Below are 24,320 nucleotides of genomic sequence, written 5' to 3'. Positions count from 1 at the left end.
CGGGCTGGAAGTGTCGTTTTCGGAAGCGATATTGGTCATGGGATCACACCTTCTCGACTTCCGGACGACCGAGAATACCGGTCGGCTTGAAGATCAGCACGAAAGCCAGGATGCCGAATGCCGCGACGTCCTTGTATGCAATGGAGAAATAGGCGGACCAGAGAGATTCGATGAGGCCGATCAGGAGACCGCCGAGAACGGCGCCCGGAAGCGAACCGATACCGCCGAGAACCGCTGCGGTGAACGCCTTGACGCCCGGAATGAAGCCATCGTTGAAGGATGCGACACCGTAATACATCAGATACATCGTACCGGCGACCGCCGCGAGTGCGGCACCCATGATGAAGGTGATCGAGATCGTCTTGTCGACATCCACACCCAGAAGGGCCGCCATCTTGCGGTCCTGTTCCGTGGCGCGCTGCGCCCGGCCGAGCGGAGTCTTGTTGACGATGTACCAGAAGGCGAACAGCAGCACCGACGTCACCGCCATGATGATGAACTGCTTCAGCGAGACGGTGATGGAGCCGAAATGGTAGCTGTCCGTCACCATTGACGGGATCGGCTTGTTACGCGGACCCTGTGTCACCTGGATGAAGTTGGACAGTGCGATCGACATGCCGATGGCGGTGATCAGCGGCGCAAGGCGGAACGAGCCCCTGAGCGGACGGTAGGCCACGCGCTCGATCACCCAGTTCCACAGGCCGGTCATCAGCATGGCGACGACCATCATCAAAATCAGAAGAAGCGCCACCGGAATACCGGCAAAAAACGATGTTGCGATCAGAAAAACGATCAGCGCGGCGAAACCGCCAAGCATGAAAATATCGCCATGGGCGAAGTTGATCATGCCGATGATGCCGTAGACCATCGTATAGCCAATTGCGATGAGGCCGTAGATCGATCCAAGAGTCAGCCCGTTGATGAGCTGCTGGATAAAATACTCCATGTCTTTCCCCTGGGCATGACCTCTAATGAGCCACGCCTCGTTTATGTTAATTATAGGGAGAACCTTTTCGATTAGCCCCCACCTGCAAAATGCATATCGTGTTCGCTAAAAATGTGAAGTCAAAAACGGGCGATCCTGCACAAAATTTGGAATTTCCACATTCGTTGCCGTTTTCCCGATCAGAATAGCCAGGATTTCGGCAGTAAGTGCTAAAAAATTGGCGTTCGAATGCTTATTTCAGTGTTGCCTGACGCATTGTTTGACGGGTGGCGGGCAAAAGAGTAGCGAAATAGAGGGGTAAAGGATCCCCGGCACGAAATGGCAACGGCAACAAGATGATCGACATATTGACGAAAGCGGCGCTGGACGCCGGGCAGGCAATCATGGCGGTCCATCGCGCCGGGCCACACGTATCGTACAAGGACGATTGCTCACCCGTGACCGAGGCAGACCAGCGGGCGGAGGTGATCATTCTGCAGGCACTGGCTGCGCATTTTCCCGAAATCCCGGTCATTGCCGAAGAAGCGGTCTCGAACGGCATTCTGCCGGAGACAGGCACGGAATTTTTTCTGGTCGATCCCCTGGATGGGACCAAGGAATTCATTTCCGGCAAGGATGATTTCACCGTCAATATCGCCCTGATCAGAAACGGCGTGCCGGTTGTAGGCGTGGTTTACGCCCCCTGCCGCGGCCAGGTCTGGACCGGCAAGGACAACAGCGCCGAAAAGCTCGCAATATCAGGCGAAGGCGCGATCCTCGCGCGCCACCCCATCCGCGCACGCCAGCGCGGCGCCTCCCCCGTGGCGCTGATCAGCCGCTCGCACTGTACCGCGAAAACGGAAGCCTTCGTGGCCGAACACGGCCTGAAAGACTGCATTTCCGTCGGTTCCTCACTGAAATTCTGCATGCTGGCGGAAGGTGCTGCCGATATCTATCCCCGCTTCAGCCGCACCATGATGTGGGATACGGCGGCAGGCGACGCCGTACTGCGCGCCGCCGGCGGCAGAACGCTGGATTGCGAGGGGCGGCTGCTTGCCTATGAGGTGAGAGGCGATGGTGAAGATGCACTCGCCAACCCGGATTTCATTGCCGAGGGCGCAATGGCAGCGACGGTGGAAATTGCGACATAAGCCTGCGAGGAGACCGCTAGACCTCCTTCGGTGATCAGGCGTTTTTAGGCGTTCGCTTCGGTGTCTGCGGCTTACCCCCCTCTGCCCTGCCGGGCATCTCCCCCACAGGTGGGGAGATCGAATCGTGGCAAGGTCTCGCAGATCTCAATGTTTGAGAATGAAGCGACGGTAAAGCCGCTTGCCGATCTCCACCCTTGTGGGGGAGATGCCCGGCAGGGCAGAGGGGGGTAAGCCGCATACGCCGAGCCCCAAAATCAGTTCCTCCATATCGATCATACCGGCGTTGAACCGGTATCTCGGAAAATAATTTCATCCCCGCTCATCCCCGCCCCGCCGCGCCGCATCACAATCGCCGGCGAACAGCCACGGAGCGCGGAAGAGACATCATGACTGAACAGACGGCGAGACTTAGGCTTCCTTATATCCTGCCCTCGCAGGCACAGAAACACGTCACCCACAACGAAGCGCTGCAGCGGCTGGACGCGATCGTCCAGCTGGTCGTCAAGGACGTGGTCGCCGCCCCGCCCGACAATGCGCCGGAGGGAGACTGCTTCCTGCTCTCGCTTGACTCCGCTGGCGACTGGGCGGGAAAGGGCGGGAAGCTTGCCTTCAGGCAGGACGGTGCATGGCTGCTGATAGCGCCGCAACCCGGCTGGACGGCATGGTTTGCCAGCGAGGGTAAACATCGCGTCCTACGGGAAAGCGCATGGCGGGACGTGCCGCTGCCTGCCGCGGCGACCCTCGAAAGGCTTGGCATTGGCACACAGGCCGATGTCACCAACCGTCTGGCGCTTGCCGCCCCCGCCAGCCTCTTCACCCACACAGAAGAGAACGGCAACCACCGCATGGCGATCAACAAGGCGGCAAAGGCCGATACCGCCTCGCTGCTGTTCCAGTCCGGCTGGAGCGGCCGGGCGGAAATGGGCCTTGCAGGCAATGACGGTTTTTCGATCAAGACCAGCGCCGACGGCATTTCCTGGCAAACGGCCCTTTTGTGCAGCGGCGACGGCAGGGTCACGATGCCGAACCGGCCCGTGGTTCTGGCAAGCCTGCCTTCGGGCACGACGAGGCCGGCCAACGGCTCGGCTTCGGGGTTTTCAATGCTCTTCATCGATGAGGGTGGTTTCGTTCTCGGCGACGCGGTCGGCACAGGCGGCGGAAGGGAACTCGTCGTTCCCGTGAAAGGTCTCTATCTGGCCACCCTGTCGCTTGCCGTGGTGTCCTCATCCGGGCACCGGGTTTCGCTTGCCGTCAACGGCGCGGCTGGCGGCCTCACTGTAGCGGGCAACGCCTCCAATGCCGACGCCTCGCAGTCGACGACCCTTATCCTGCCCCTCAATGCCGGCGATCGCCTGCGGCTGGTGCATGAGGGAACCGCGGAATTCGCCCACGGCAGCGGGAAAACGTGCCTTTCGCTTGCGGCGCTGTGAGGAAAACAACCGATGGACGATAAAAAACACGATTTTTGGAAAAATTTTTTCCCGACAAAATAAGGCGACTCGAACAGATCGGGCGAAACCGTTCAAATTCTTAATAAATTGTCACGAACTGCTTAGGCAATTTTTAAAGGTACGGGGCTAAAGTTCCCGTCATATGGTCTTGAGTTTGTATAGAGTGTCCAATGACCGAAATGATACGCCCACGAGTTAAATATGTCATCGGCCCCGATGGCAGCCCTCTGACGATTGCGGATCTTCCGCCGTCAAATACCCGTCGATGGGTTATTCGCAGAAAGGCAGAGGTCGTCGCCGCCGTGCGCGGAGGACTTCTGAGCCTTGAGGAAGCCTGCGAGCGTTATACGCTCACCGTCGAAGAATTCCTGTCCTGGCAGTCGTCGATTGCCGATCATGGCCTTGCCGGCCTGCGCACGACGCGCATTCAGCAATATCGCCACTAAACCAGTGCGCCGGCGCGGCAACGCGCCCAAACCGGACTTCCAAAACGCCCCGTCGTATCGACGGGGCTTTCGGTTTGATTTTGGATTTCCCCTGAAAATTGCCAGACACAGCCGGTGACTGTCACCGGTTTGTGTCCACTGCGTTCGCTATCCCGCTGTTTCAATTCAGGCGCAGGCCGTTACAGTGGAAAAAACGAAAAGCAATGCGAAGGCAGAGATCATGGATATCAAGACAACCGAAACCGGATCGCGCGGCGAATATTCGGCAACCATCGACGGCCACAAGGCCGAGATGACCTATTCGCGCACCTCCCCTTCCCTCATCATCATCGACCATACCGGCGTGCCCGATGCACTGCGGGGCAAGGGTGTCGGCCAGGCGCTCGCGGCCCATGCCATCGATGAAGCGCGCAAGGGCGGCTGGAAAATCATTCCGCTCTGCCCCTTCTTCAAGGCCCAGACGCTACGCCACCCTGACTGGGCAGATGTCATTCAGGGGTAACTAGCCAGACGGGCTGAGGCTCGGGACAAAACCTCAAGTTTGTTTTTTAGCGAAAGCGGAGCCCACACGCTCCGTCACCCCGGCCAAGAGCCGGGGTCCAGCCAGCTCAAATCCTTGAGCTTAAGGGAATCTTCCGCCGCGCAGACGCGCGTCGGCTGGATGCCGGATCAGGCCCGGCATGTCGACGGATAATTTTCAGGCTGCCAGCAATCACGCCACCTTCAGCGGCGGTGTTCCTGCATGTATGCTCCTTCGAACTTCGGCCCGAAATTCCGGCGTATCCTCGGCGCCATGCACTGCCACGGCATGTTGAACCGCCGCTTCCATGAGCTCCTCCGGCGTATCGGCTGAGATGGCGATCGAGCATTTGCTGTCGCTCGGGAATTCGCGGCAATCGATATATTGGCGGGCCATTTGTTTCCTCCCCGCTTCTGGCCCACCCGCGTCCGCGCTGGGCGCGCGTGGGACAAGCCTCCGGCTCTTGGTCGGAACTTCACCAAATTACGCCTTTCCCCGGCCCCGGACAATCGAAAACGCAGGGATCCCCTGCATCCCTGCCCCGCAAGAAACCAGCAGGGCAAGACGCTGCGATGCGCCAAAGCAAAAGGCCGCCAACGAGGGGCGGCCTTCCAGAAAAAAGCATGGGCATCCTGTCATTGAAAGCCGCCTCCTGATCCACCGGCAGCCGTCAATGAGGACGATCCTTATATGATCTTGCGCCAATACCTAGGCGCGGGCGCGGATCGCTCCGTCGCGGTTTTCCAGTGCCGCCGCCTTTTCATATTCGGCCTGCACCTCTTCCAGAGAAGCCTCTGCGGCTTCCTGCTGGGTCTTCAGCTCCCGGATCGAGACCTGAAGATTGTCCGCACGCTGACGCGCGGCCTTGGCGAAGGTCGGATATGCGAAGTGGGTCGGATCGGTAATGCCAGACTTGCTCTCTTCCAGCGATATCTGATGCACCAGTTCCTTTGCCATCCGCTCAAACTCGGACATCATCTGCTGCAACTGGTTAAGTTGCCGGCGTTTTTCATTAACCTGAAATTCTTTCAGGCGAACCAGGCTGTCACGCGACTTCATACGCAATACTCCATGGATAGCGAGACCCGGATCAAAAAGGCACTATGCCCCCTCGATCGGCCCGTTTAACCCGCCCGCTCAACCGGCCCGGTTAACCCGTTGTGCCGGAATGATTCCCAAAAGTTACCCGGCGTTAATAAAAAAACGCCGCCGTTAACCTTTCGTTTACGGGCATCGTTAATGATAAACACGATCATTTAAGGGTCGGTAAATGCCAGGTCCAAAAAAACGGGCCCGACGATGTAAGAGTCGATTGAATCACTTAGCGAGATATCCTCACGTTAAGCTTCAATTTTGGCGATGGTGGATTCACGTGCAAAAACAGCGAAATGCCAACTTTGCTTAATAAATTCGATACACCTTGCCAAAGGCAATTAGAATTTGTTAACCATTTGGTGGCAGCCTGCAAATCAGGCAACGTCTGGATCCGCATCGCGCGAGGCAATGATTTACCAATCTGCGGGCGGCAAAGGGGATAATTATGCGGGTTCTACTTATTGAAGACGACAGCGCAACAGCGCAGAGCATCGAACTGATGCTCAAGTCGGAAAGTTTTAACGTCTACACGACCGACCTCGGCGAGGAAGGCGTGGACCTCGGTAAACTCTACGATTACGACATTATTCTTCTCGATCTCAACCTGCCCGATATGTCGGGTTACGAGGTCTTGAGAACCTTGCGCCTTTCCAAGGTCAAGACACCCATCCTCATCCTCTCCGGCATGGCCGGCATCGAGGACAAGGTTCGTGGTCTCGGCTTCGGCGCAGACGACTACATGACGAAGCCGTTCCACAAGGACGAGCTTGTTGCCCGTATTCACGCAATCGTCCGCCGTTCCAAGGGCCATGCGCAATCGGTCATCTCCACCGGCGAGCTGATCGTCAATCTCGATGCCAAGACGGTTGAAGTGGGCGGCCAGCGCGTTCACCTGACCGGCAAGGAATATCAGATGCTTGAGCTGCTTTCGCTGCGCAAGGGCACGACGCTGACCAAGGAAATGTTCCTGAACCACCTTTATGGCGGCATGGACGAACCGGAACTGAAGATCATCGACGTCTTCATCTGCAAGCTGCGCAAGAAGCTCGCAAATGCTGCAGGCGGCGCAAACTACATCGAAACCGTCTGGGGCCGCGGTTATGTCCTGCGCGAGCCTGATGGAGCCACGGAATTTCTCGAAACCGCCTGATCCCCTTCAGGATATGGCAGTTTTTAAAAGACCCGCTGGCGACAGCGGGTTTTTTGTTGCGATTTCATGATTGGATAGTGCCATGGACCATTCTATCCCCACCCTCAGAACGGAACGCCTGATTTTGCGCCCGCAGATCATGGCGGATTTCCCCGCCTATAGAGACTTTATGGCGTCAACCCGCTCCATCGGCGTCGGCGGACCATATGACCTGCCGTCAACCTGGGGCGTTTTTTGTCACGATCTCGCCAACTGGCATTTTTTCGGCCACGGGGCGCTGATGATCGAACTTGGCGAAACCGGGCAATGTATCGGCCAGGTCGGCATCAATCACGGCCCGCTATTTCCCGAAAAGGAACTGGGCTGGCTGCTTTATGGCGGCCAGGAAGGCCACGGTTATGCTGCGGAAGCGGCCTCTGCACTGCGCGACTGGGCATTCGAGACCCTGAAATTGCAGACGCTGGTCAGCTATGTCTCGCCGCGCAACAGCAAATCAGCAGCAGTTGCACAGCGCCTCGGCGGTGTTATCGACCCATCGGCACCACGGTCTGATCCCGAAGACCTTGCCTATCGGTATCATCCGCAAAAAGTGGCCTGAAGGGTCGGGACGTCGCGCAACGGTTCATCGAGACGTCCCGAACACCTGTCTTAATGCATTTCCACGTTCAGGAAGCCGACAATCGCCTCCGCGATCTGCCGGTGGATTGCCAGGCGGTTCCTGCCACCGCCGTCACGGCAGACGAAACCTTCCCCCGGTGAAAGCTCCTCGACGATTTTTTCGCCGTTTGGCTTGCATGTCTGCATGAAGCTGAAATGGCTGGCATCCGGTATTTCGCGATAAACCGTGGTCGCCTTTGGCAGATTGCGGGCGATATATTCCGAATCAGCCTTGATAGCGGCAATCTCGGGCGTTTCCACACCGGCGGCCAGAACCAGAACCGGTACATCGACACGTTTCAGCGTTTCCGGCAGGAAACCGGCAGCCGGGCCAGCGTCGAGCGCAATCACCGCGCGGATGCGAGCATCGCGCAAATCCATCGAAAGGCGTGGATCGGCCTTGCCACCGTTAACGATTCCGACCTTGGCCAGCAACCGTGGTGCCTTGCATTGCGGCAGAACCTTCTCCGCATTGCAGTCTTTTAGCGCGCGATCGGCGCTGTAGCGGGCGCCAGTCAGCTCCATGGCGGTCCAGCCTCCGAGAGAATGGCCGATGACCGCGATGCGTGCCCTGTCGATTTTTCCAGCGAGTTGATCGTTATCGAGCAACGCCGTCAACGTTCGGCTGATGTCGCGCGGGCGTTCCCATAACGGCACGATCTCCATCGCATTCTCTTCAGTGAATGATTCGCCCGCGTGATCCGGCGCGGCCACGATATAACCCTGCTGAACAAGCTCACCGGCGATCCAGTTCAGATTGCGCCAGCTTCCGCCAAATCCGTGTGACAGCAACACCAGAGGACGGGAACCGGCCAGAAACGACGCATCAGGTTGAACCTCGAGACCATAAAAGGCAGCGTTTTCGCCCACTGTCTCAGTTTTTCCCGATGGTGCGGACGGATACCACAATGACAGGTTCAGCATTCGCGTGCCCGAATCATCGGGCAATTTTAGCTGTCTGAAACCAATAGCGTTCTCCGCCATCACGGGCGCAGCGGTGGAGAGGATGGCGATGGCGACCACAAGAAAATAGCGCATGTGAAGCTCCAAAAATTGATCTTGGATCAACCCTTGGTTCAAACCGCCACCGTCCGAGACCTCGAACAGGTTTCAGGACGCCCTGAAACGCGATTGAGACGGCACGGTGGGAATGCGCAGTACTAAACCCCCACCACCCGCTCGAAAAGCCGGATGGGATTGCCCCGGAATGTCGAATCGCGAAACAGGCGGAAGCCGAAACGGGCGGCGATGACGAGCGAGGGGGTGTTGAGCGGGTCGATCATGCAGACGGTCCGCTGCGAAATTCCGCTGCGATCAAACCACCCTGTTGCCGCCGCCACCGCCTCGGTCGCGACGCCCTTGCCGTTCAGATCAGCATCGATTTTCCACATCGCTTCTGGCACGCCATCGAAATCGGTGCCGTTTCCACGGCGCATATGGGCAAAGCCCACCTCGCCGACGATACGCCCGGAGCTTGCCTCCTCCACGACAAAGGGACCGAAGCCGAAGACCGACCAATGGCCGATGAAGCGCAAAAGACGGGCAAAGGCGATTTCGGGGTCCAGCGACGTAATCGATGTGACCCCTTCGATGGGCCGGACATCCGCGCTCCAGAACGCACAATAAAGCGCTTCATCCGCGATGGCGTGCGGCCGCAGGACGAGGCGCGCGGTTGTCAGACGTGTCATGAACCTCTTCCCCAAAAGCAAAAAAGGCCGGCGCGTCGGAAAACGCTACCCGGCCCTTTCGCAAAACTACCTCTGCAACTGAACGATCACGCGGCAACCGTCTTTGCGGTAAACACGATGCGATCCTCATGCACCTTGTATTCCACGGCCATATCGGCCTCCTCCGCCAGAAGCAGCGTGTAATAGGGCTGCACGGAATGGGCGTCGACCGCCTCTTCCAGCCTGCCTTCGTAGATCTCGGCGAATTTGGCCGGAATGCGCATCATCTTGCCCTTGACGGTGATTTCGAATTTGGCGTCACCCTCCGGATCTTCCAGCACCACATCCACATTACCCCCGCGCGGGATCGCGCTGTAGGACACGAGAAAGAGGTTGAGCAAAAGTTTGACACGATTTTTCGCGACGATGGCGCGCGGGCCGTTCCAGGTCACTTCGGCCTTCTTTTCGGCGGCAGCGAAATCCTTGGCGGCTTTTTCAGCCTCGCCGGTATCGATCGAAGCGCCAGCGGAGCCGGACGCGCCGAAAGCAAGGCGGGCGAACTTCAGCCGCACGGATGCGTTAAGAGCGGATGTGCGGATGAGATCCAGCGCATCGTCATCGGTGCCGCCCTCGTCCAGCAACTCGAGGCCGTTATTGATGGCGCCGACAGGAGAGATCACGTCATGGCACACACGACTGCACAGAAGAGCTGCCAGATCGGGACCGGACAGCGTGATATTGAGTTTGCTCGTCATAAAATTCTCTCCTGCGCAAGGGAGGCGCGGACGGTGTGGAAATTGTTAAGCCATAATGACACCATATTTGGTAAACCGATTGTTAATAGGATGGTTTCAAAATGCCAAATGCCTTAACAGGCCACCCTGGAGCGCCCTGCGTCCGTTCGGACGTATAAAGGATGCTCTGGAACTTTGAATCTTCGCATGGGCCCTGCCGAAAATCGATTCGGATTTTCGGGCTGATGCACCAACGAACAGACGGACGGACATGACGATGCGCCTTACGAAAACCCGCACCATTGCACGCCTCGGACTGGGAAAGATTTTTGCGCTCCTTGCCAGCCTTTTGATGTGGGCCGCACCGGCCTCGGCCCAGAACAGCGATCAATATTCTTTTCAGGAAGTCGTGGATGCAGGCCACGGATTCTTCGGTGAAACCACCGGCGGCCTCGCCAAGGTGGTGGAACGCGCCTTCCAGCAATACGGTCTTCCGAACGGTTATATTCTGGGGCAGGAAGGTTCCGGCGCTTTCGTCGCGGGCCTCACCTATGGCGAAGGCACGCTTTATACCAAGAATGCCGGCCAGCATCCCGTCTTCTGGCAAGGCCCGTCGCTCGGCCTCGATTACGGCGGCCAGGGCACCCGCGCCATGATGCTGGTCTACAACCTGCCTTCGGTCGATTCGCTTTATCGCCGTTACGGCGGCGTCAGCGGCTCGGCCTTCATCGTCGCCGGCGTCGGCATGACCTATCTGAAAAGCAGCGATGTCACGCTGGCACCCATTCGCACCGGCATCGGCGCGCGCCTCGGCATCAATGTCGGCTACCTGAAGCTCACCCAGGAACCGACCTGGAACCCCTTCTGACGCTGAGATGGGGAGGCACTCTTGCGGCTCCCCGCGCAATTGCCTTGGCGATACCCCTCCCAACGGTTGCAATAATAGCGTAACGTGCTCTCGCGCTCCTCTTTCCGAATGCGCGCGTATCTGAGTTTCGGAGACTGTCTCGCGTGATTGAATATGCCATTCTTTTCGGATTGGGTTTTCTCACCGCAACCCTGCTGGCCTTGCTGATCGCGCCCGCGATCCATCGCCGCATCGTTGCCTATACGGAAAACCGGCTGCGCGCGACAATGCCCATCAGCCCCCAGGAAGTTCGCGCCCAGAAGGACATGGCACGCGCGCTCTATGCCGCCGAAAACGCCAAGGTTCGTCAGGAACTGGACACCGAACGGGAAAAGAACACCTCGCTCCGCCTCGCCAACGAGGCAGCATCCAGCGACGCCTATCGCCTCGGCGAGCAGAACCGCGGCCTTTTGCTGAAAATCGAGGAATTGACGCTGGAAATCGGCGAATTGCGAGGCGCACTCGACGCCAGCGAGGAACGCGCGAGCGCAATACAGGCAAACCTTCTGGAGCAGGAACAGGCCGCAAATGCGCGTGCCGGCCAGATGTCTGAGATCACCGCTCGCCTCACCAATCTGACCCGCGAGCTGGATGATTCGAAAATCCTCGCCGCCACCCGCGATCTGGAGGCCGAGCAGGCAAAACAGACCGCCTCGCGTTTCCGCAAGGAGGGCGAAACGGCGACCCGCGAATTGCAGGATGTCGCTGCCCGCAACAAGGAGGCCATGACGGCGGTTGCGCGCGAAAGCCGCAAGGTCACCCGGCTGGAAGAACAGATCGCCAGTGTCATGGCAAAAAATGCCGATCTCGACACCATGCTGACCCTGCGCAATCAGGAGGTTGCCCGCCTGAAGGAACAGCTTGCCGCAACCGGCGGCCGCGCCGACGACATGATCATTCGTCTGCCCAACCCCGCCGTACTGAACGGGGAAACCGCAAACCAGCCGCAGAAGGCGCCCGTCCCGCCCGAAATCGCGCCCGTTGTCGTGGCAGACATTCCACCGGTCTCAACCGCCATGGAACCGGCAGCGACCCCGCCGGAAGGTCTGGAGCAGGAGATCGAGGATATCCGCAATCAGGGAACGGCACTCACCGAACGCCTGCTAAATGTGCGCGGCACCGGCAACGACGAACCGATCCGTCGCGAAATCGCCCGCATCGCCGCCCAGATGATCGCGCTCACCGCAGCACAGGAGGGCGAGAAATCGCCGATCCCGGGGCTGCTTGCGAAAGCCACCGCCTCGACCGGCCGCGAGAGCCTTGCGAAGCGGGCGAGTGTGTTGATGGAGAAGCGGAAGGGTTGATACCTCTAGGCCTTTACGTGTGCGGCTTACCCCCCTCTGCCCTGCCGGGCAGAGGGGGGTAAGCCCCACGCGCAAAGGGTAAACCTAAACCCGCCCTATCGCCCCCGCCATCTGATAAAGCGCCAGCCCCGAAGCCGTCCCCGCATTCAAACTGTCCAATTGCGGCGACTGCGCAATCCCGGCGGTATGGAACCGAGACAGTACCGATTGCGGCAACCCCTCGCCTTCCGTGCCGATGACCAGCGCCATGCGCTCCGAACGTGGAATATCGCGAATCTCGGTCTCGCCATTCGGCGAAAGGCTCCAGATCGCAAAACCGGCCTGCGAAAGCCGCTCCAGCATCTGCACCGCACCACCGCCGCGATGATAGGGAACCGAGAGAACGGAACCGACGGACACCCGGAGCGCCTTGCGATAGAGCGGATCGCATGAAGTCTCGTCCAGAAACACCGCATCGGCATAAAAGGCCGCGGCGTTGCGGAACATCGCACCCAAATTGTCGTGGTTGGAAATGCCGCAGCCCACCAGCACCAGCGACGAGGCGGGAAGCGCGTCCGTCAACCCGTCCAGCGTAATGTCACGCACCCGGCGGCCGAGCGCCAGAATGCCGCGATGCAGGTGAAAACCGACAATGCCATCCAGCACCGGCGCTTCCGCCACATAGACCGGCACATCGGGCGGAAAATCGGCAAGGATATCCGCGACGCCGGAAAGCCGGTTCTTGAGGATGAGAATGCTTTCCGCCGCAAAGGCACCATCCGCCTTGTGGGCGGCGGCCAGCATGCGCAACACAACCGTGCCTTCCGCGATGAAACGGCCCTGGCGACCGGTGAGATCACGCTCGCGAATATCGCGAAAGGCGGCAATGCGCGGATCGGCCGGGTCTTCGACCGGGATCAGAGCCCGACCGTCCAGGAGCGCATGCACGCCCGCCGGATCAATATCCTCACTGGGCATCGACCGTCACATCGGCGAGAAACCGGCCGGCCGCGACGTTGAAGACCAGCGCCTTGCGGGTGCCGTTGGCAAGCTTGCCGTAAAACAGCATGTCACCGCCGGAATAGCTGACATTGTCGATTGTAAAGCCCTGCGGCAGGCTGGCGGTCACGGCAAGCGGTCCGTTGCCGGTGGGAACCGCCAGATTTTGCGGTACGCTCTGCGTTACAACGGTTTTCGATGGTCCTACCGCCTTGTAGACAACCGCGCCGAACACAGCCATAAGGCTGATGAACATCACGGAGCCCGACACGATCTGCAAACGGATCATCTTGCGGCGAACTTTATCCATGGCCGGATCAAGCGGCTTGTCTTCCTGTTCGTCTTGCTCGATGTGCGTCATCGGGTTCCCTAGAATGCTGATTGATCGGAAAAATAAGAATGAACGACCCCTTTAAACAAGGCGGAGACGCAAGGAAAGTCCTGATTGCCGGCGAAGACGCCGAAGGCCGCATCGATGTGTGGCTGGCGGGCGAAGTTGGCGGCGATCTGTCGCGCAGCCGCCTGAAAGCCCTGATCGAGCAGGGTGCCGTTTTATTGAACGGCACGCCGGTGACCGAGCCGAAAAAGAAGGTGCACCCGCACGACCGCGTCGAGATCGTCATGCCGGAGCCGGAAGACCCCGAACCCAAGGGCGAGGATATCCCGCTCGATGTGGAATATGAGGACGACGACCTGATCGTGCTCGTCAAACCCGCCGGTCTCGTCGTGCATCCCGGCGCCGGAAACTGGACCGGAACGCTGGTCAACGCCCTCATCTATCATTGCGGCGACAGCCTCTCCGGCATTGGCGGCGTGAAGCGCCCCGGCATCGTGCATCGGCTGGACAAGGAAACCTCCGGCGTCATGGTCGTGGCGAAAAACGACAATGCACACCGCCATCTCGCCGCGCAATTTGCCGATCACGGCCGCACCGGCCCGCTGGAACGCGCCTACAAGGCCGTCGTCTGGGGCCGACCGCGCACGCTGCGCGGCACCATTGACGCCGCACTCGGCCGCGGCGCCGACCGCACCAAACGCGCCGTCAAGCGCGAGGACACGGACGATGCCCGCGAGGCGATAACCCATTACGAGGTTATGGAACGTTTTCATGAAAAGGCGGATGCGTCCTGCCTCGCCTCGATGGTGGAGTGCCGCCTGGAAACCGGCCGCACCCATCAGATCCGCGTGCACATGGCCCATATCGGCCATCCGCTGATCGGCGACCCCGAATATGGCGCGGCCTTTCGCACCAAGGCGAACCTGCTTGAGGAACCGGCAAGAAGCACCGTCAACCGCTTTCCGCGACAGGCGCTGCATGCCTATCTCCTGGCCTTCGAACACCCCCGCACCGGCGAGGTGATGGAATTCGAAACAGACATGCCTGATGATATGGAAGAACTGCTCGTCGCCCTGCGGAGCTGAAAATGCCGCACGGCGAGGTCAAAAAAACCACGCCGTGCATCTTGCCGGAAGCCACGGAAAATAAAAAGAGATTAGCGGATAGCGATATTCCCCACATGGTCTTTCTTGTAGACCGCCCCAATTCCGCTTCAATCGTCGCACCTCTTCGAACCCCGGAAAGCTTGAAATCGTCACCGCGAATGCCGTGGCCGGACCTCTGGCTTGCCGAAAGACAGACGTTGCAAGGAACGCCGTTTTATCCGCAGAGCTGAACGGAACCGGCATGACGACGGGATCTATCGCGCATGAACACCGATGAACGCCAGTTTATCTTTCAGGAATTACGAAGCGTCGAAGGCTATATCGACCCACCCGACGCGCTTGTCTTCAAGGCGCTGCTGCAGGCGCAGACAAGGGACGGCCTGAAGGGCGGCATGGCGGAGATCGGCGTCTATTATGGCCGCTCCTATTTTCTGCTGCGCAAATTTGCGCAGCCGCAGGAAAAGGTTCTGGGCGTCGACCTGTTCGAACTCGACCCACCCTCGGACGGAAGCCTCGACCAATATGACCGCCTCATGGAAAACGGCAGGCGGTTGGGTTTTGCGATGGATGAGGACTTGATCATCAAGGGCGACAGCACCCGGCTCGCACCCACCGATATTACGTCGCGGACCGGTCCCGTCAGGTTCTTCAGCATCGACGGCGGGCACCACCTGCACCATGTGCTGGCGGACGCGAAACTGGCGCTGGAGGTGATCGCCCCGTACGGCGTCATCGTCTTCGACGATACCTTCAACCCCGCATGGCCGGAAGTGACCGTTGGCGTCGCCGATTTTCTGCGCACCCACGGCCACAGCCTCGCCTGCTTCGCCATGACGAAATACAAGACCTATGTCTGCCGCCGGGAATTTCACGCTGTCTACGCGGACGCGATTGCCTCTGGCCCCGACTTGCAGACACTCGATCATGTCGAAACGGAGTTTCTCGGCTCCCGGGTCGTTCGCCTGCACAACCCCACCCGCCGGCGGGTCATGTATGAGTTGATGGTGCGCTCCGGTCTCGGTGGTTTTTCGGAACGAATTTACCGTTCGAAAGTTAAACAGGTCAAAGAAGGTGTCGCCGGGACATAACGCATGTGTGAACGCTGTGTTCGCTTGAAACGCGGCGGGTGCATACATATTTGTTACGTGGGTTCGTGCGGGGTCGGTAACGACCCGCCACTAGCGGTGTGCCTTGGGCGAGTAATCGCCAATCGATGAGGGTGCCGTTCCAGACCATAGATAAGGGGGTGCTTTATGGCCCGCAATAGTTTGCCTACAATTACGGCCGGCGAAGCCGGTCTCAATAGATATCTCGACGAAATCCGTAAATTCCCGATGCTGGAGCCGCAGGAAGAGTACATGCTTGGCAAGCGTTACGCCGAGCATGGCGACCGCGACGCCGCTCACAAGCTCGTCACCAGCCACCTGCGCCTTGTTGCCAAGATTGCCATGGGTTACCGCGGTTACGGCCTGCCGATTGGCGAAGTCGTGTCCGAAGGCAATGTCGGCCTGATGCAGGCGGTGAAGAAGTTTGATCCGGAACGCGGTTTCCGTCTGGCCACCTACGCCATGTGGTGGATCAAGGCTTCGATCCAGGAATATATCCTGCGTTCGTGGTCGCTGGTGAAGATGGGTACGACTGCCAACCAGAAACGCCTGTTCTTCAACCTGCGCCGGCTGAAAGGCCGTATCCAGGCGATCGACGATGGCGACCTGAAGCCGGAACACGTCAAGGAAATCGCCACCAAGCTGCAGGTTTCCGAGGAAGAAGTGATCTCGATGAACCGCCGCCTGCATGGCGACGCATCGCTGAATGCGCCCATCAAGGCATCCGAAGGCGAATCCGGCCAATGGCAGGACTGGCTGGTGGACGACCATGAAAGCCAGGAAGCCGTGCTGATCGAGCAGGACGAGCTGGAAACCCGCCGCCGCATGCTGGCCAAGGCCATGGGCGTGCTGAACGATCGTGAACGCCGCATCTTCGAGGCCCGCCGCCTTGCCGAAGACCCGGTAACGCTGGAAGAACTCTCATCCGAGTTCGATATCAGCCGCGAACGCGTGCGCCAGATCGAGGTTCGCGCCTTCGAGAAGGTTCAGGAAGCGGTCCAGAAGGAAGCCCTCGAAGCCGCCCGCGCGCTGCGCGTGGTGGATGCGTAAGGCTCGGTCTTTTTAAGAGAGTGGGGCTGAACTTATCGGCTACGTCATCCTCGGGCCTGTCCCGAGGATGACTGCGGAGTAATTGGCTCGACTGCCATCCCATCTCACTCCCCTTGGTGTCCGGCGTGACGAGAGAGTGAGATTCGTTGCCAGTAAATTTCTAAGCCCGCAGATCGCGAGATCTGCGGGCTTTTCATTTGCAGGACATAAGGAAGAAATGAGGGGACCGGCTTTAGCCGATCCCCAAGATCATCACTGACCGGTAGCGGGCTTTGCAGCCGCCCATTCGCGCAGCGCCGTGTCGAAGGCGGCGATGCCGTCATTGCCCTTTTGCAAGGTCAGAAGCGCACGGCGGCCGTTGCGGTAGGAAACCGGGATGTCGATCCAGTTGCGGCTCTTCAACAGCTCCAGATTGGTCTTCATCGCATCCGGGAAGTCGTTGAGCGCGATCATGTGGAAATCGTCGGTGATCTTGGCCGGAACCGCGATCAGGGCGTTACCACGATCCTGCTCCGTGCTCTTCATCGCGATACGCTGGACGCTGTCGATCGCGCCGCCTTCGAAGCCGGGCGAAACCGAGAAGACGATCTCGATCAGATGGCTTGCTGGAAGCGAAGGATCGGTGTTGCGCTTGAAGGTGATGAGCGCGCTGAGGCCACGGCCAGGAACCGTGATCTGGCCCTGCACCGTTGCGGACGGACGACCCTCATTGTCGTTTTCCTGCTGCAAGGACCAGGAAACGCTGCCCTGAATGGCGGTCGGAACCGTCTGGCCCAGCACTTCCTCGTAGAGGAACATGCGGTCGCCCGTGGCGGCAGCGGCCGCAGCAGGCGGCTGTGCCGGCGGCGTACCAGCCGGAGTACCCGCAGCCGTATTGGCCGGAGCCTCGCCTGCAGGCGGCGGCGCGACATTCTGCTCATAGACCGACTGGCCTTCCGCCGTGACGGGCTGGCCATTGGCGCCCGGCGCCGGCCCCTCGTCGCGCTCGGTCCCGTCGGCCAGAAGCCGCTGGGTGAACTTCGTGCCGGTGACGGACCCGTCATCGGCATGCGGCTGCGCCTGATGGTTGGTAGGGTTTGTCGTCGGCTGCTGCCCGCTGGCAGGCGGCTGCTGGGCAGCTGGCGGTGTGGATGTCGGCGTCTGCGCCGTATTGGCTGGAGGCGTCTGGGTGCCGCCATCCTTCTGTGCCGATTGCACCAGGCCACCGACCATGTCGTTCAGCGCATCACGGTTCAACCAGAGCGCATAACCACCACCGGCAAGAAGCCCGGCGCCCACAAGCGCAAGTACCAGCGAGGCATAATTCCGGCGCGGCTTCTTCTTGACCATGTAAGCGGGCGTCGCGGTACCAGCACCGAGAGCGGGCATTTCGTTCGTCGTTGCCCGGTTGGAAGATGACGCGCCGTCATAACCGATCAGCTCGTCCAGATCGTCCCAGGGCGTGCGCTCCTTGTTGTCCTTGGAGGCACGGTCATCGAAGGGATCGTTATCGGCGCGCGGCAACGCAGGCGTGGCCTTCGGCGGGATCGCGAGATCCGTATCCTCGAAATAGGACGAGAAGTCCTCGACGACAGCAGCCTTTTTCGGGGCCGTGTCTTCAGTCTGCCGGGGTTCGGAAAAATCGTCGTGCCCGCCAAAAATCGGATCGTGATCGGCAGCAGCGCGGTAACCGGCATGCTCGTCACCGTCGCGCCGCTCAGGCTCGAAGCTGACATCCGGGGCCTGATACTGCTGCGCGGAATAACCGGCGACGACGGAATGGTCGTCCCTCTCGTGGTGCACTTCGGTCTCGGCAGCCGGGCGAACATCCTCGCCCTGCGCTTCTTCGAGCTTGCGCCAGTCATCCTCGTCAACCGGCTGCGCCCAATGGGGCGGCACGGAATCATCGGCATGGGGGGCCGCCGCTTCAGGCGCGATATCGTCAACGCGCTCGTCCTCCGGCTGATAGGCCGGCTCTTCATGCGCGCGGGTGAAATAGGTACCGGCTTCCTCATGAGGACCGGCTTCATGAACCGGCGCGACACGGGCCGGTTCGGGTGCGTCGTAAAGCTCCTCCGGCTCACGCGCGCCGTAATGCTGCTCCTCATGCGGGATTAAAGCGGCGACGGGTTCCTCGGGGAGAGGCTCCTCTTCGCGGGCCGGTTCTTCATAAACCGGCTCTGGCTGGACAGGATAAACCGGCTCCGAATGTGCGGGCACAACCGGAGCAGGCTCTTCCTCCACCGGCTCGTACCGCTCGGCGGCATGAACGGCAGGCTCTTCGGCAACGTCCTGCGGATGATAGACAGCATCCACCTCTTCCGCCACGGGGGAGAAAGCATCATCCTCCTCCAGTGCCGGCAAGGCCTCGGCATATTCACTGTCCACCTCGGCTATGGCGGCGTCCAGCTTGGCGATCTGCCGGCGCAACAATTCTTCCGGCGGACGTGGCTTCATATTCTCGAGCTGGCGCACAACCGCACTGCGCGCCTTGTCGTAAACCTTCGCCCGGTTTTCGGGAGTATTGTTCGCCAAGCCATCCACGGCCTTGCGAATGACTGCTACAAAATCCGCCATAAGCACTTTCTCGTCGTGACCGGCGACGTACCGGCCCGATATGGTTTATGAATCTAGATCGCCGAGGACATTAGTCCTCAAACGGATCAGTCACAAGTATGGTGTCGTCACGCTCCGGACTTGTCGACAGAAGCGCGACAGGCGCCCCGATCAGTTCTTCCACCTGACGGACATATTTAATTGCCTGAGCAGGCAAATCCGCCCATTTTCGGGCGCCGACGGTAGATTCTTTCCAGCCTTCCAGCGTGACATAGATCGGCTCGACACGAGCCTGCGCACCCTGGCTTGCGGGAAGATGATCGATTTCCTGCCCGTCGAGCTTGTAGCCGACGCAGATTTTCAGCTCGTCCAGACCGTCGAGAACGTCAAGCTTGGTAAGCGCGATGCCGGTGATGCCGTTGGTGGCGACCGACTGGCGCACCAGCGCTGCGTCAAACCAGCCACAACGGCGCTTGCGGCCGGTGACGGTGCCGAACTCATGGCCCTTTTCGCCCAGGAACTGGCCGATTTCGTCATGCAGCTCGGTCGGGAAAGGACCTTCGCCAACGCGGGTCGTATAGGCCTTGGTGATGCCGAGAATATAACCCAGCGAACCCGGACCCATGCCCGAACCGGCAGCGGCCTGACCGGCAACCGTGTTGGAAGAGGTGACATAGGGGTATGTGCCGTGGTCGATATCGAGCAGCGAGCCCTGCGCGCCTTCGAACAGGATGCGCGCACCGGCGCGGCGCTTCTTGTCGAGCAGCAGCCATACGGTTTCGCTGAACGGCAGGATGCGTTCTGCAACCGAGCTCAACTCTTCCATGATGGTTTCGTGCGAAACTTCAGCAGCGCCGAAGCCGCGACGCAGCGCATTGTGATGCGTCAGGATGCGATCGACCTTGGCGGACAGCGCCTCCATGTCGGCCAGATCCATGACGCGGATGGCGCGGCGGCCGACCTTGTCTTCGTAGGCCGGGCCGATGCCGCGGCGCGTGGTGCCGATCTTGGTGCCGCTGTTGGAGGCGGCGTCTTCGCGCATGCCATCAAGTTCGCGGTGCAGGGAAAGAATGAGCGTGGCATTGTCTGCAATGCGCAGGTTTTCCGGCGTGACCTTTACGCCCTGCACTTCCAGACGGCCGATTTCAGCGATCAGCGCATGCGGATCGACCACGACGCCGTTGCCGATGACGGCGAGCTTGCCCGGACGCACGACGCCGGAAGGAAGAAGCGAAAGCTTGTAGCTGATGCCATCGATGACAAGAGTATGGCCGGCATTGTGGCCGCCCTGATACCGCACGACGACATCTGCCCGCTCGGACAGCCAGTCGACAATCTTGCCTTTGCCTTCGTCGCCCCACTGCGAGCCGACCACCACAACATTCGTCATTTCTTGCTTTCCTGCTCATGGCGCTTGCGCGCCCGATAACCCGATGGGAAACCCAAACCCGCGAATGTATACTGCGTTGTTTTACGGAAAGCGACCCTGTTTCTTATGGTGAATTTTGCTTTTTCCGTGACAAAACGTCGAATTCCGCATTATCTCGCCCCGTGGGGGGACAAGCGCGGACACAAGGCCGCTATTCACCCCTTAGCCTTTTCCCGCCCCTTGAAGAAGCGAAACATCAGCGTGCCTTCGAAAGCCTATCTCGCCCTCATCATCGCCACGCTCTGCTGGGGTGGCAATACCGTTGCCGGAAAGCTCGCCGTCGGCCACATCAGCCCCATGGCGTTTACCTTCCTGCGCTGGGTTTTGGCCGTCGCCATCATCTTCGCCATTTCCGTACCGCAGCTCATCAAGGACTGGCCGGTGGTAAAAAAACGCCTGCCTTACTTCTTCGTGCTCGGCAGTGTCGGTTACACCGCCTTCAACGTCTTTCTTTATACCGCGCTTCAGCACACCTCCGCCATCAATGCCGCCGTCATCCAGGCGGGCATTCCCATGGTCATATTCGTGCTGAACTTCATCCTGTTCCGCACTCGCGTGCTGTTCGGCCAGATCGCCGGTTTCTGTCTCACCATTGCCGGCGTGGCGCTTCTCGCCTCGCATGGTGATCCGGTCTCGCTGCTGCAACTGGAGATGAATGCTGGCGACGCCATCATGCTGCTGGCGGTGCTGGTTTATGCCATCTACACCGTCATCCTGCGCTGGAAACCAATCGTGGACTGGCGCACGCTGATGGCGATCCCAGCCTTTTTCGCCCTCCTAACCTCAGTCCCGCTGGTCTTTTGGGAAATCTCACGCGACAACGTTGTCTGGCCCGATCAGAAGGGTTGGGTGCTGGTGGTCTATGCCGCCATCTTCGCGTCGCTCATCGCCCAGATCCTGTACATCAAGGGCGTGGAGCAGATTGGCGCCAATCGCGCCGGCCTTTTCATCAACCTCGTCCCCGTCTTCGGCACGCTTCTCTCCGTCATCGTCCTCAGCGAAACCCTGCATCCCTACCAGATCGCGGCGCTGGTGATGGCGCTGGCCGGCATTGCCGTGGCGGAACGAAAAAAATCGCCGGCTTCCTGATCCCGTAAGGGTCTGGAAAACCGGCGCAGTCTGGCAGGCATGAAAAGTTCGGGTTAGAGCGCGGTTTCGCGCTCAACCGGAGAGAAAGCGGCGTTGCCGAGCACGATATCGCCCTTGTCTGTGGTGACAACAAGCACCTTTTCGAGCGATCCGTCATCATCAAGCAAAAAGGCAAGGCGCAGTGCTGCGGAAGACCAGCCGGCACCGGCCAGTGCCGTGCGCTTGATCGCGGCACAATCGCCACAATCATTGGCGCTTACCGAAGGCGTTGCCGGAACATCGGCTGAAAAGTCGGAGAAATAATCATCGAGTGCGCCCATGGTGGCGTTCACATCGCGGTTGACGCGCAGCAGTTCATCGCGGCGCTCGCCGGTCAGCGGCGCGGCAATCGTCGAAACGCACTGGCCGGCGGACAGAACGCAGCCATCGAAACCGCCGGGCGCCGAAATACCGATCTGTGTTACGGCGCTCTTTTCGGCTGCGGCAAAGCTGCGGGCAAAACCGGCGGCACCAGCCGCATCGGCATGAGTGGACATGGAAGCAATGGCAATTCCGCAGATGGCGGCAGCAATAATCTTCTTCAGCATTTTCATACCCCGTTTGACGATCCGCCGGCTTGTGCCGGTCTCGATTTCTGTTTTCCGCAGCGGCCCCGTCCTTGCAGGTTGTCCGCTCCTTGTCTGTGATCCCACAATGGCACAGCACTGTTTTCAGCCGCTTTAAGCCGATTGCTACAATTTTATCGGTTTTCATTTTTGTACAGGGGGCAGGCTCTCCGGAAACATAGCCCGCGCCCGTCGCCCCGAAACCGAGGCAACGCTTAGAAGCGATAAAGGGGCCGCATCGCTGCGGGAGTATCAAATGGTGTAGTAGGGTTTTGCAGACGATGCGGCCCCGGCTTCAACATGTGACCCGCCCGCCAAACCGGTTCTTGTTTGGAGGATGAGCACATGCCGGCCGCCTCAACCGTGACATCGGGAAACTCCCCGGTTTTGGCCGCCTGCCCCGCCCACCTTGCGCCGCGCGCACGCTGGATGACCGGGATGGGATAAGCATAAGCGGCTTTGTGAGACCGGGGATGTGCGGGGATGCCGGCAATGCCATTTCCGGAAAAAAACGCCACTCACCCCATGGTTTTGCCGCATCCCGGACACAGGAATTTTCAGCGGGTTAACAAGCGCTTGATCGGCGGCATTTGAATTAACCTTGTCTTAAAACCCGACGTTAATGGTTAGCAATTTAAGAATAGCGGAACGAAAGGGTTCCGCGATGCGTGGCGTGTTTGCCGTTGTTTTACTGATGACTGTTCTGGCCGGTTGCGCAACCGCACCGTCGCAGGTCACCAATGCCTGTGCGATTTTCGAGCAGCGGAACGGCCTCTTCAACAATTGGCGACGTGACGCGAGGGCAGCCGAACGGGAGTTCGGCGTGCCGGTGCCGGTGATGATGGCAACGATCTACACCGAATCCGCCTTCCGCCCCTATGCCCGCCCGCCGCGCACCAAACTCTTCGGCTTCATTCCCTGGACGCGCCAGTCCACCGCTTACGGTTATGCCCAGGCGCTGGACGGTACATGGGAAGTCTACAAGCGCGAAACCGGCCGCTGGTCGGCAAGCCGCACGGATTTCACCGACGCGATCCATTTCGTCGGCTGGTATCACGCCAAGAGCCGCCGCGAAAACGGCATTGCGCTGAACGATCCCTATAACCTCTACCTCGCTTATTATTCCGGCCATGCCGGTTACGCCAAGGGAAGCTGGCGCAACAATTCCGCCGTCCAGAAAGCCGCGCGCCGCTCCGCCAACATGGCGCTGCGTTACGAGGCGCAGTTGCAGCAATGCGGATATCGTTGAGGCGGGTGTAGCAGGATCGTTCTGCATGGATGCGATGCGGAAAGGCGGATCACCTACCCTCACCGTCACCCCGGACTAGATCCGGCATGCCGGTGAGGAAGGAGGCCGGGCAGAAAGCTACTCTCCATAAGGCGCTAGAAACTCCCGCACCGCCTCGATCTCGTTCGAACGGATTTCATGCCCGCCCGGATGCCACACCGTTTTCACCGTGCCGCCCTGCGCTTCAAGGCTCTTTTCCAGCGCCTTCGTCAGCGGCACCGGGCAGATGGGATCGCGTTCTCCGGCCGTGATCAGCACCCGGCGCGAGGATTTGGCCGCAGCCGCCTGCGGCTCGAACGGGATGAGCGGATGCATCAGCACGGCGGCATCAAAAAGCTCCGGCTGTTCGATCAGCACATTTGCGAGAATATTCGCGCCGTTGGAGAAACCGAGACCGATAACCGGACCAGCCTGATAGTGCTCCCGGTTGGCTTTGACGAAATCCGCCAGCTTGGCTGTTGCCCGCTCTAGATCGGCCATGTCGTAAACGCCCTCACCCGTGCGCCGGAAAAACCGCGCAGCGCCATGTTCGGCGACATCGCCGAGCGGCGAGACAATCGTGGCATTCGGCAACAGGCCCGAGCCAAAATCGAAGAACTGATTTTCATCACCGCCGGTGCCGTGCAGCACGACGAAAAGCGGTGCACCCGCAACGCCGGCACGGGATTTATGGAAATATGCATCTTTGGTCATTGGATAATCCTTTCTGAAAGGAGAAATTCAGCGATACCGAACTCACTCTGCCGCAAGGCATTGGGCATCACATGTCGAGCGAGAGGTTTCAGCGTGT

Annotated in this window: 26 protein-coding genes; 14 read left to right on the top strand and 12 right to left on the bottom strand. The window is 59.6% G+C overall.

What is annotated here, in order from left to right; all coding sequences use genetic code 11:
- Positions 1-43: 43 nt before the first annotated feature.
- Entirely contained in the window at positions 44-946 is a 903-nt protein-coding gene (locus ACQZ63_RS15085; protein WP_003513958.1) for a branched-chain amino acid ABC transporter permease, read from the bottom strand.
- A gap of 335 nt (positions 947-1,281) precedes the next feature.
- Between ACQZ63_RS15085 and cysQ the strand changes: the two genes are divergently transcribed.
- The 4 genes from cysQ to ACQZ63_RS15065 all read left to right on the top strand — a co-directional run bounded on the left by cysQ (position 1,282) and on the right by ACQZ63_RS15065 (position 4,475).
- On the top strand, positions 1,282-2,076 hold the full coding sequence (cysQ, locus tag ACQZ63_RS15080) for a 3'(2'),5'-bisphosphate nucleotidase CysQ (RefSeq protein ID WP_111796460.1): 795 nt from the start codon (positions 1,282-1,284) through the stop codon (positions 2,074-2,076).
- Positions 2,077-2,462: 386 nt separating this feature from the next.
- The gene (locus ACQZ63_RS15075) at positions 2,463-3,506 is read left to right on the top strand and encodes a DUF2793 domain-containing protein (protein WP_111796458.1); all 1,044 of its coding nucleotides are present in this window, start codon (positions 2,463-2,465) and stop codon (positions 3,504-3,506) included.
- A 191-nt stretch (positions 3,507-3,697) separates the two neighbouring features.
- Positions 3,698-3,973: a CtrA inhibitor SciP gene (sciP, locus tag ACQZ63_RS15070; protein WP_003513963.1), complete on the top strand. Its 276-nt coding sequence runs from the start codon at positions 3,698-3,700 to the stop codon at positions 3,971-3,973.
- Positions 3,974-4,193: 220 nt separating this feature from the next.
- Positions 4,194-4,475, top strand: coding sequence for a GNAT family N-acetyltransferase (locus ACQZ63_RS15065; protein ID WP_065687540.1), 282 nt, complete (start codon positions 4,194-4,196; stop codon positions 4,473-4,475).
- 210 nt (positions 4,476-4,685) lie between these two features.
- Here ACQZ63_RS15065 and ACQZ63_RS15060 read toward each other — a convergent pair whose 3' ends face one another.
- Both ACQZ63_RS15060 and ACQZ63_RS15055 read right to left on the bottom strand, forming a co-directional pair.
- A complete protein-coding gene (locus ACQZ63_RS15060) occupies positions 4,686-4,889 on the bottom strand; it encodes a DUF1059 domain-containing protein (RefSeq protein WP_003513967.1) in 204 nt (67 codons plus the stop codon).
- 312 nt (positions 4,890-5,201) lie between these two features.
- Positions 5,202-5,552: a flagellar export protein FliJ gene (locus ACQZ63_RS15055; RefSeq protein WP_003513968.1), complete on the bottom strand. Its 351-nt coding sequence runs from the start codon at positions 5,550-5,552 to the stop codon at positions 5,202-5,204.
- A 481-nt stretch (positions 5,553-6,033) separates the two neighbouring features.
- Here ACQZ63_RS15055 and ctrA point away from each other — a divergent pair, with 481 nt between their 5' ends.
- Positions 6,034-6,738 carry a response regulator transcription factor CtrA gene (gene ctrA, locus ACQZ63_RS15050; RefSeq protein WP_003491823.1) on the top strand — a complete coding sequence of 235 codons (705 nt, stop codon included), beginning with the start codon at positions 6,034-6,036 and terminating at the stop codon, positions 6,736-6,738.
- Positions 6,739-6,820: 82 nt separating this feature from the next.
- Positions 6,821-7,336, top strand: coding sequence for a GNAT family N-acetyltransferase (locus ACQZ63_RS15045; protein WP_111784155.1), 516 nt, complete (start codon positions 6,821-6,823; stop codon positions 7,334-7,336).
- Positions 7,337-7,386: 50 nt separating this feature from the next.
- On the opposite strand, the gene ACQZ63_RS15040 is transcribed toward ACQZ63_RS15045, so the two are convergent.
- From ACQZ63_RS15040 to chpT, 3 genes are all read right to left on the bottom strand, one after another.
- Entirely contained in the window at positions 7,387-8,433 is a 1,047-nt protein-coding gene (locus ACQZ63_RS15040) for an alpha/beta hydrolase family protein (RefSeq protein ID WP_162686681.1), read from the bottom strand.
- A gap of 122 nt (positions 8,434-8,555) precedes the next feature.
- Entirely contained in the window at positions 8,556-9,083 is a 528-nt protein-coding gene (locus ACQZ63_RS15035) for a GNAT family N-acetyltransferase (RefSeq protein WP_113556489.1), read from the bottom strand.
- 86 nt (positions 9,084-9,169) lie between these two features.
- Complete coding sequence (chpT, locus tag ACQZ63_RS15030) at positions 9,170-9,817, bottom strand: histidine phosphotransferase ChpT (RefSeq protein WP_003513974.1); 648 nt, start codon at positions 9,815-9,817, stop codon at positions 9,170-9,172.
- A gap of 250 nt (positions 9,818-10,067) precedes the next feature.
- Between chpT and ACQZ63_RS15025 the strand changes: the two genes are divergently transcribed.
- Both ACQZ63_RS15025 and ACQZ63_RS15020 read left to right on the top strand, forming a co-directional pair.
- Positions 10,068-10,664, top strand: a complete 597-nt coding sequence (locus tag ACQZ63_RS15025; RefSeq protein WP_003513975.1) for a DUF1134 domain-containing protein — start codon at positions 10,068-10,070, stop codon at positions 10,662-10,664.
- Positions 10,665-10,807: 143 nt separating this feature from the next.
- Positions 10,808-12,007: a coiled-coil domain-containing protein gene (locus ACQZ63_RS15020; protein ID WP_113556490.1), complete on the top strand. Its 1,200-nt coding sequence runs from the start codon at positions 10,808-10,810 to the stop codon at positions 12,005-12,007.
- Positions 12,008-12,091: 84 nt separating this feature from the next.
- Here ACQZ63_RS15020 and ACQZ63_RS15015 read toward each other — a convergent pair whose 3' ends face one another.
- Together ACQZ63_RS15015 and ACQZ63_RS15010 are read right to left on the bottom strand one after the other, a co-directional pair.
- A complete protein-coding gene (locus tag ACQZ63_RS15015; protein ID WP_113556491.1) occupies positions 12,092-12,964 on the bottom strand; it encodes a TrmH family RNA methyltransferase in 873 nt (290 codons plus the stop codon).
- Positions 12,954-13,346: a hypothetical protein gene (locus ACQZ63_RS15010; protein WP_003513978.1), complete on the bottom strand. Its 393-nt coding sequence runs from the start codon at positions 13,344-13,346 to the stop codon at positions 12,954-12,956. The genes ACQZ63_RS15015 and ACQZ63_RS15010 overlap by 11 nt, the downstream gene beginning before the upstream one ends.
- Positions 13,347-13,384: 38 nt before the next feature.
- Here ACQZ63_RS15010 and ACQZ63_RS15005 point away from each other — a divergent pair, with 38 nt between their 5' ends.
- The 4 genes from ACQZ63_RS15005 (at position 13,385) to rpoH (ending at position 16,584) form a co-directional block, all read left to right on the top strand.
- Positions 13,385-14,407: an RluA family pseudouridine synthase gene (locus ACQZ63_RS15005; RefSeq protein ID WP_080797816.1), complete on the top strand. Its 1,023-nt coding sequence runs from the start codon at positions 13,385-13,387 to the stop codon at positions 14,405-14,407.
- Between the two features lie 2 nt (positions 14,408-14,409).
- Entirely contained in the window at positions 14,410-14,658 is a 249-nt protein-coding gene (locus tag ACQZ63_RS15000) for a hypothetical protein (RefSeq protein WP_003513980.1), read from the top strand.
- 33 nt (positions 14,659-14,691) lie between these two features.
- Positions 14,692-15,516, top strand: a complete 825-nt coding sequence (locus ACQZ63_RS14995) for a class I SAM-dependent methyltransferase (RefSeq protein ID WP_112402913.1) — start codon at positions 14,692-14,694, stop codon at positions 15,514-15,516.
- Positions 15,517-15,681: 165 nt separating this feature from the next.
- Entirely contained in the window at positions 15,682-16,584 is a 903-nt protein-coding gene (rpoH, locus tag ACQZ63_RS14990) for an RNA polymerase sigma factor RpoH (RefSeq protein WP_003491840.1), read from the top strand.
- A 252-nt stretch (positions 16,585-16,836) separates the two neighbouring features.
- On the opposite strand, the gene ACQZ63_RS14985 is transcribed toward rpoH, so the two are convergent.
- Together ACQZ63_RS14985 and ACQZ63_RS14980 are read right to left on the bottom strand one after the other, a co-directional pair.
- On the bottom strand, positions 16,837-19,140 hold the full coding sequence (locus ACQZ63_RS14985; RefSeq protein WP_162763684.1) for a ribonuclease E domain-containing protein: 2,304 nt from the start codon (positions 19,138-19,140) through the stop codon (positions 16,837-16,839).
- Between the two features lie 70 nt (positions 19,141-19,210).
- Positions 19,211-20,509 carry an adenylosuccinate synthase gene (locus ACQZ63_RS14980; protein ID WP_003513983.1) on the bottom strand — a complete coding sequence of 433 codons (1,299 nt, stop codon included), beginning with the start codon at positions 20,507-20,509 and terminating at the stop codon, positions 19,211-19,213.
- A 240-nt stretch (positions 20,510-20,749) separates the two neighbouring features.
- Between ACQZ63_RS14980 and ACQZ63_RS14975 the strand changes: the two genes are divergently transcribed.
- Entirely contained in the window at positions 20,750-21,637 is an 888-nt protein-coding gene (locus tag ACQZ63_RS14975; protein WP_026330752.1) for a DMT family transporter, read from the top strand.
- Between the two features lie 53 nt (positions 21,638-21,690).
- On the opposite strand, the gene ACQZ63_RS14970 is transcribed toward ACQZ63_RS14975, so the two are convergent.
- A complete protein-coding gene (locus ACQZ63_RS14970; RefSeq protein WP_112514629.1) occupies positions 21,691-22,224 on the bottom strand; it encodes a transglutaminase-like cysteine peptidase in 534 nt (177 codons plus the stop codon).
- 682 nt (positions 22,225-22,906) lie between these two features.
- Between ACQZ63_RS14970 and ACQZ63_RS14965 the strand changes: the two genes are divergently transcribed.
- Positions 22,907-23,491, top strand: a complete 585-nt coding sequence (locus ACQZ63_RS14965) for a transglycosylase SLT domain-containing protein (RefSeq protein WP_013636743.1) — start codon at positions 22,907-22,909, stop codon at positions 23,489-23,491.
- Positions 23,492-23,608: 117 nt separating this feature from the next.
- On the opposite strand, the gene ACQZ63_RS14960 is transcribed toward ACQZ63_RS14965, so the two are convergent.
- The gene (locus tag ACQZ63_RS14960; protein WP_113556493.1) at positions 23,609-24,223 is read right to left on the bottom strand and encodes an alpha/beta hydrolase; all 615 of its coding nucleotides are present in this window, start codon (positions 24,221-24,223) and stop codon (positions 23,609-23,611) included.
- Positions 24,224-24,320: the final 97 nt, after the last annotated feature.

Source organism: Agrobacterium sp. CG160-95 (assembly GCF_053521725.1).
This window is presented reverse-complemented; position numbering and strand designations above follow the sequence as displayed.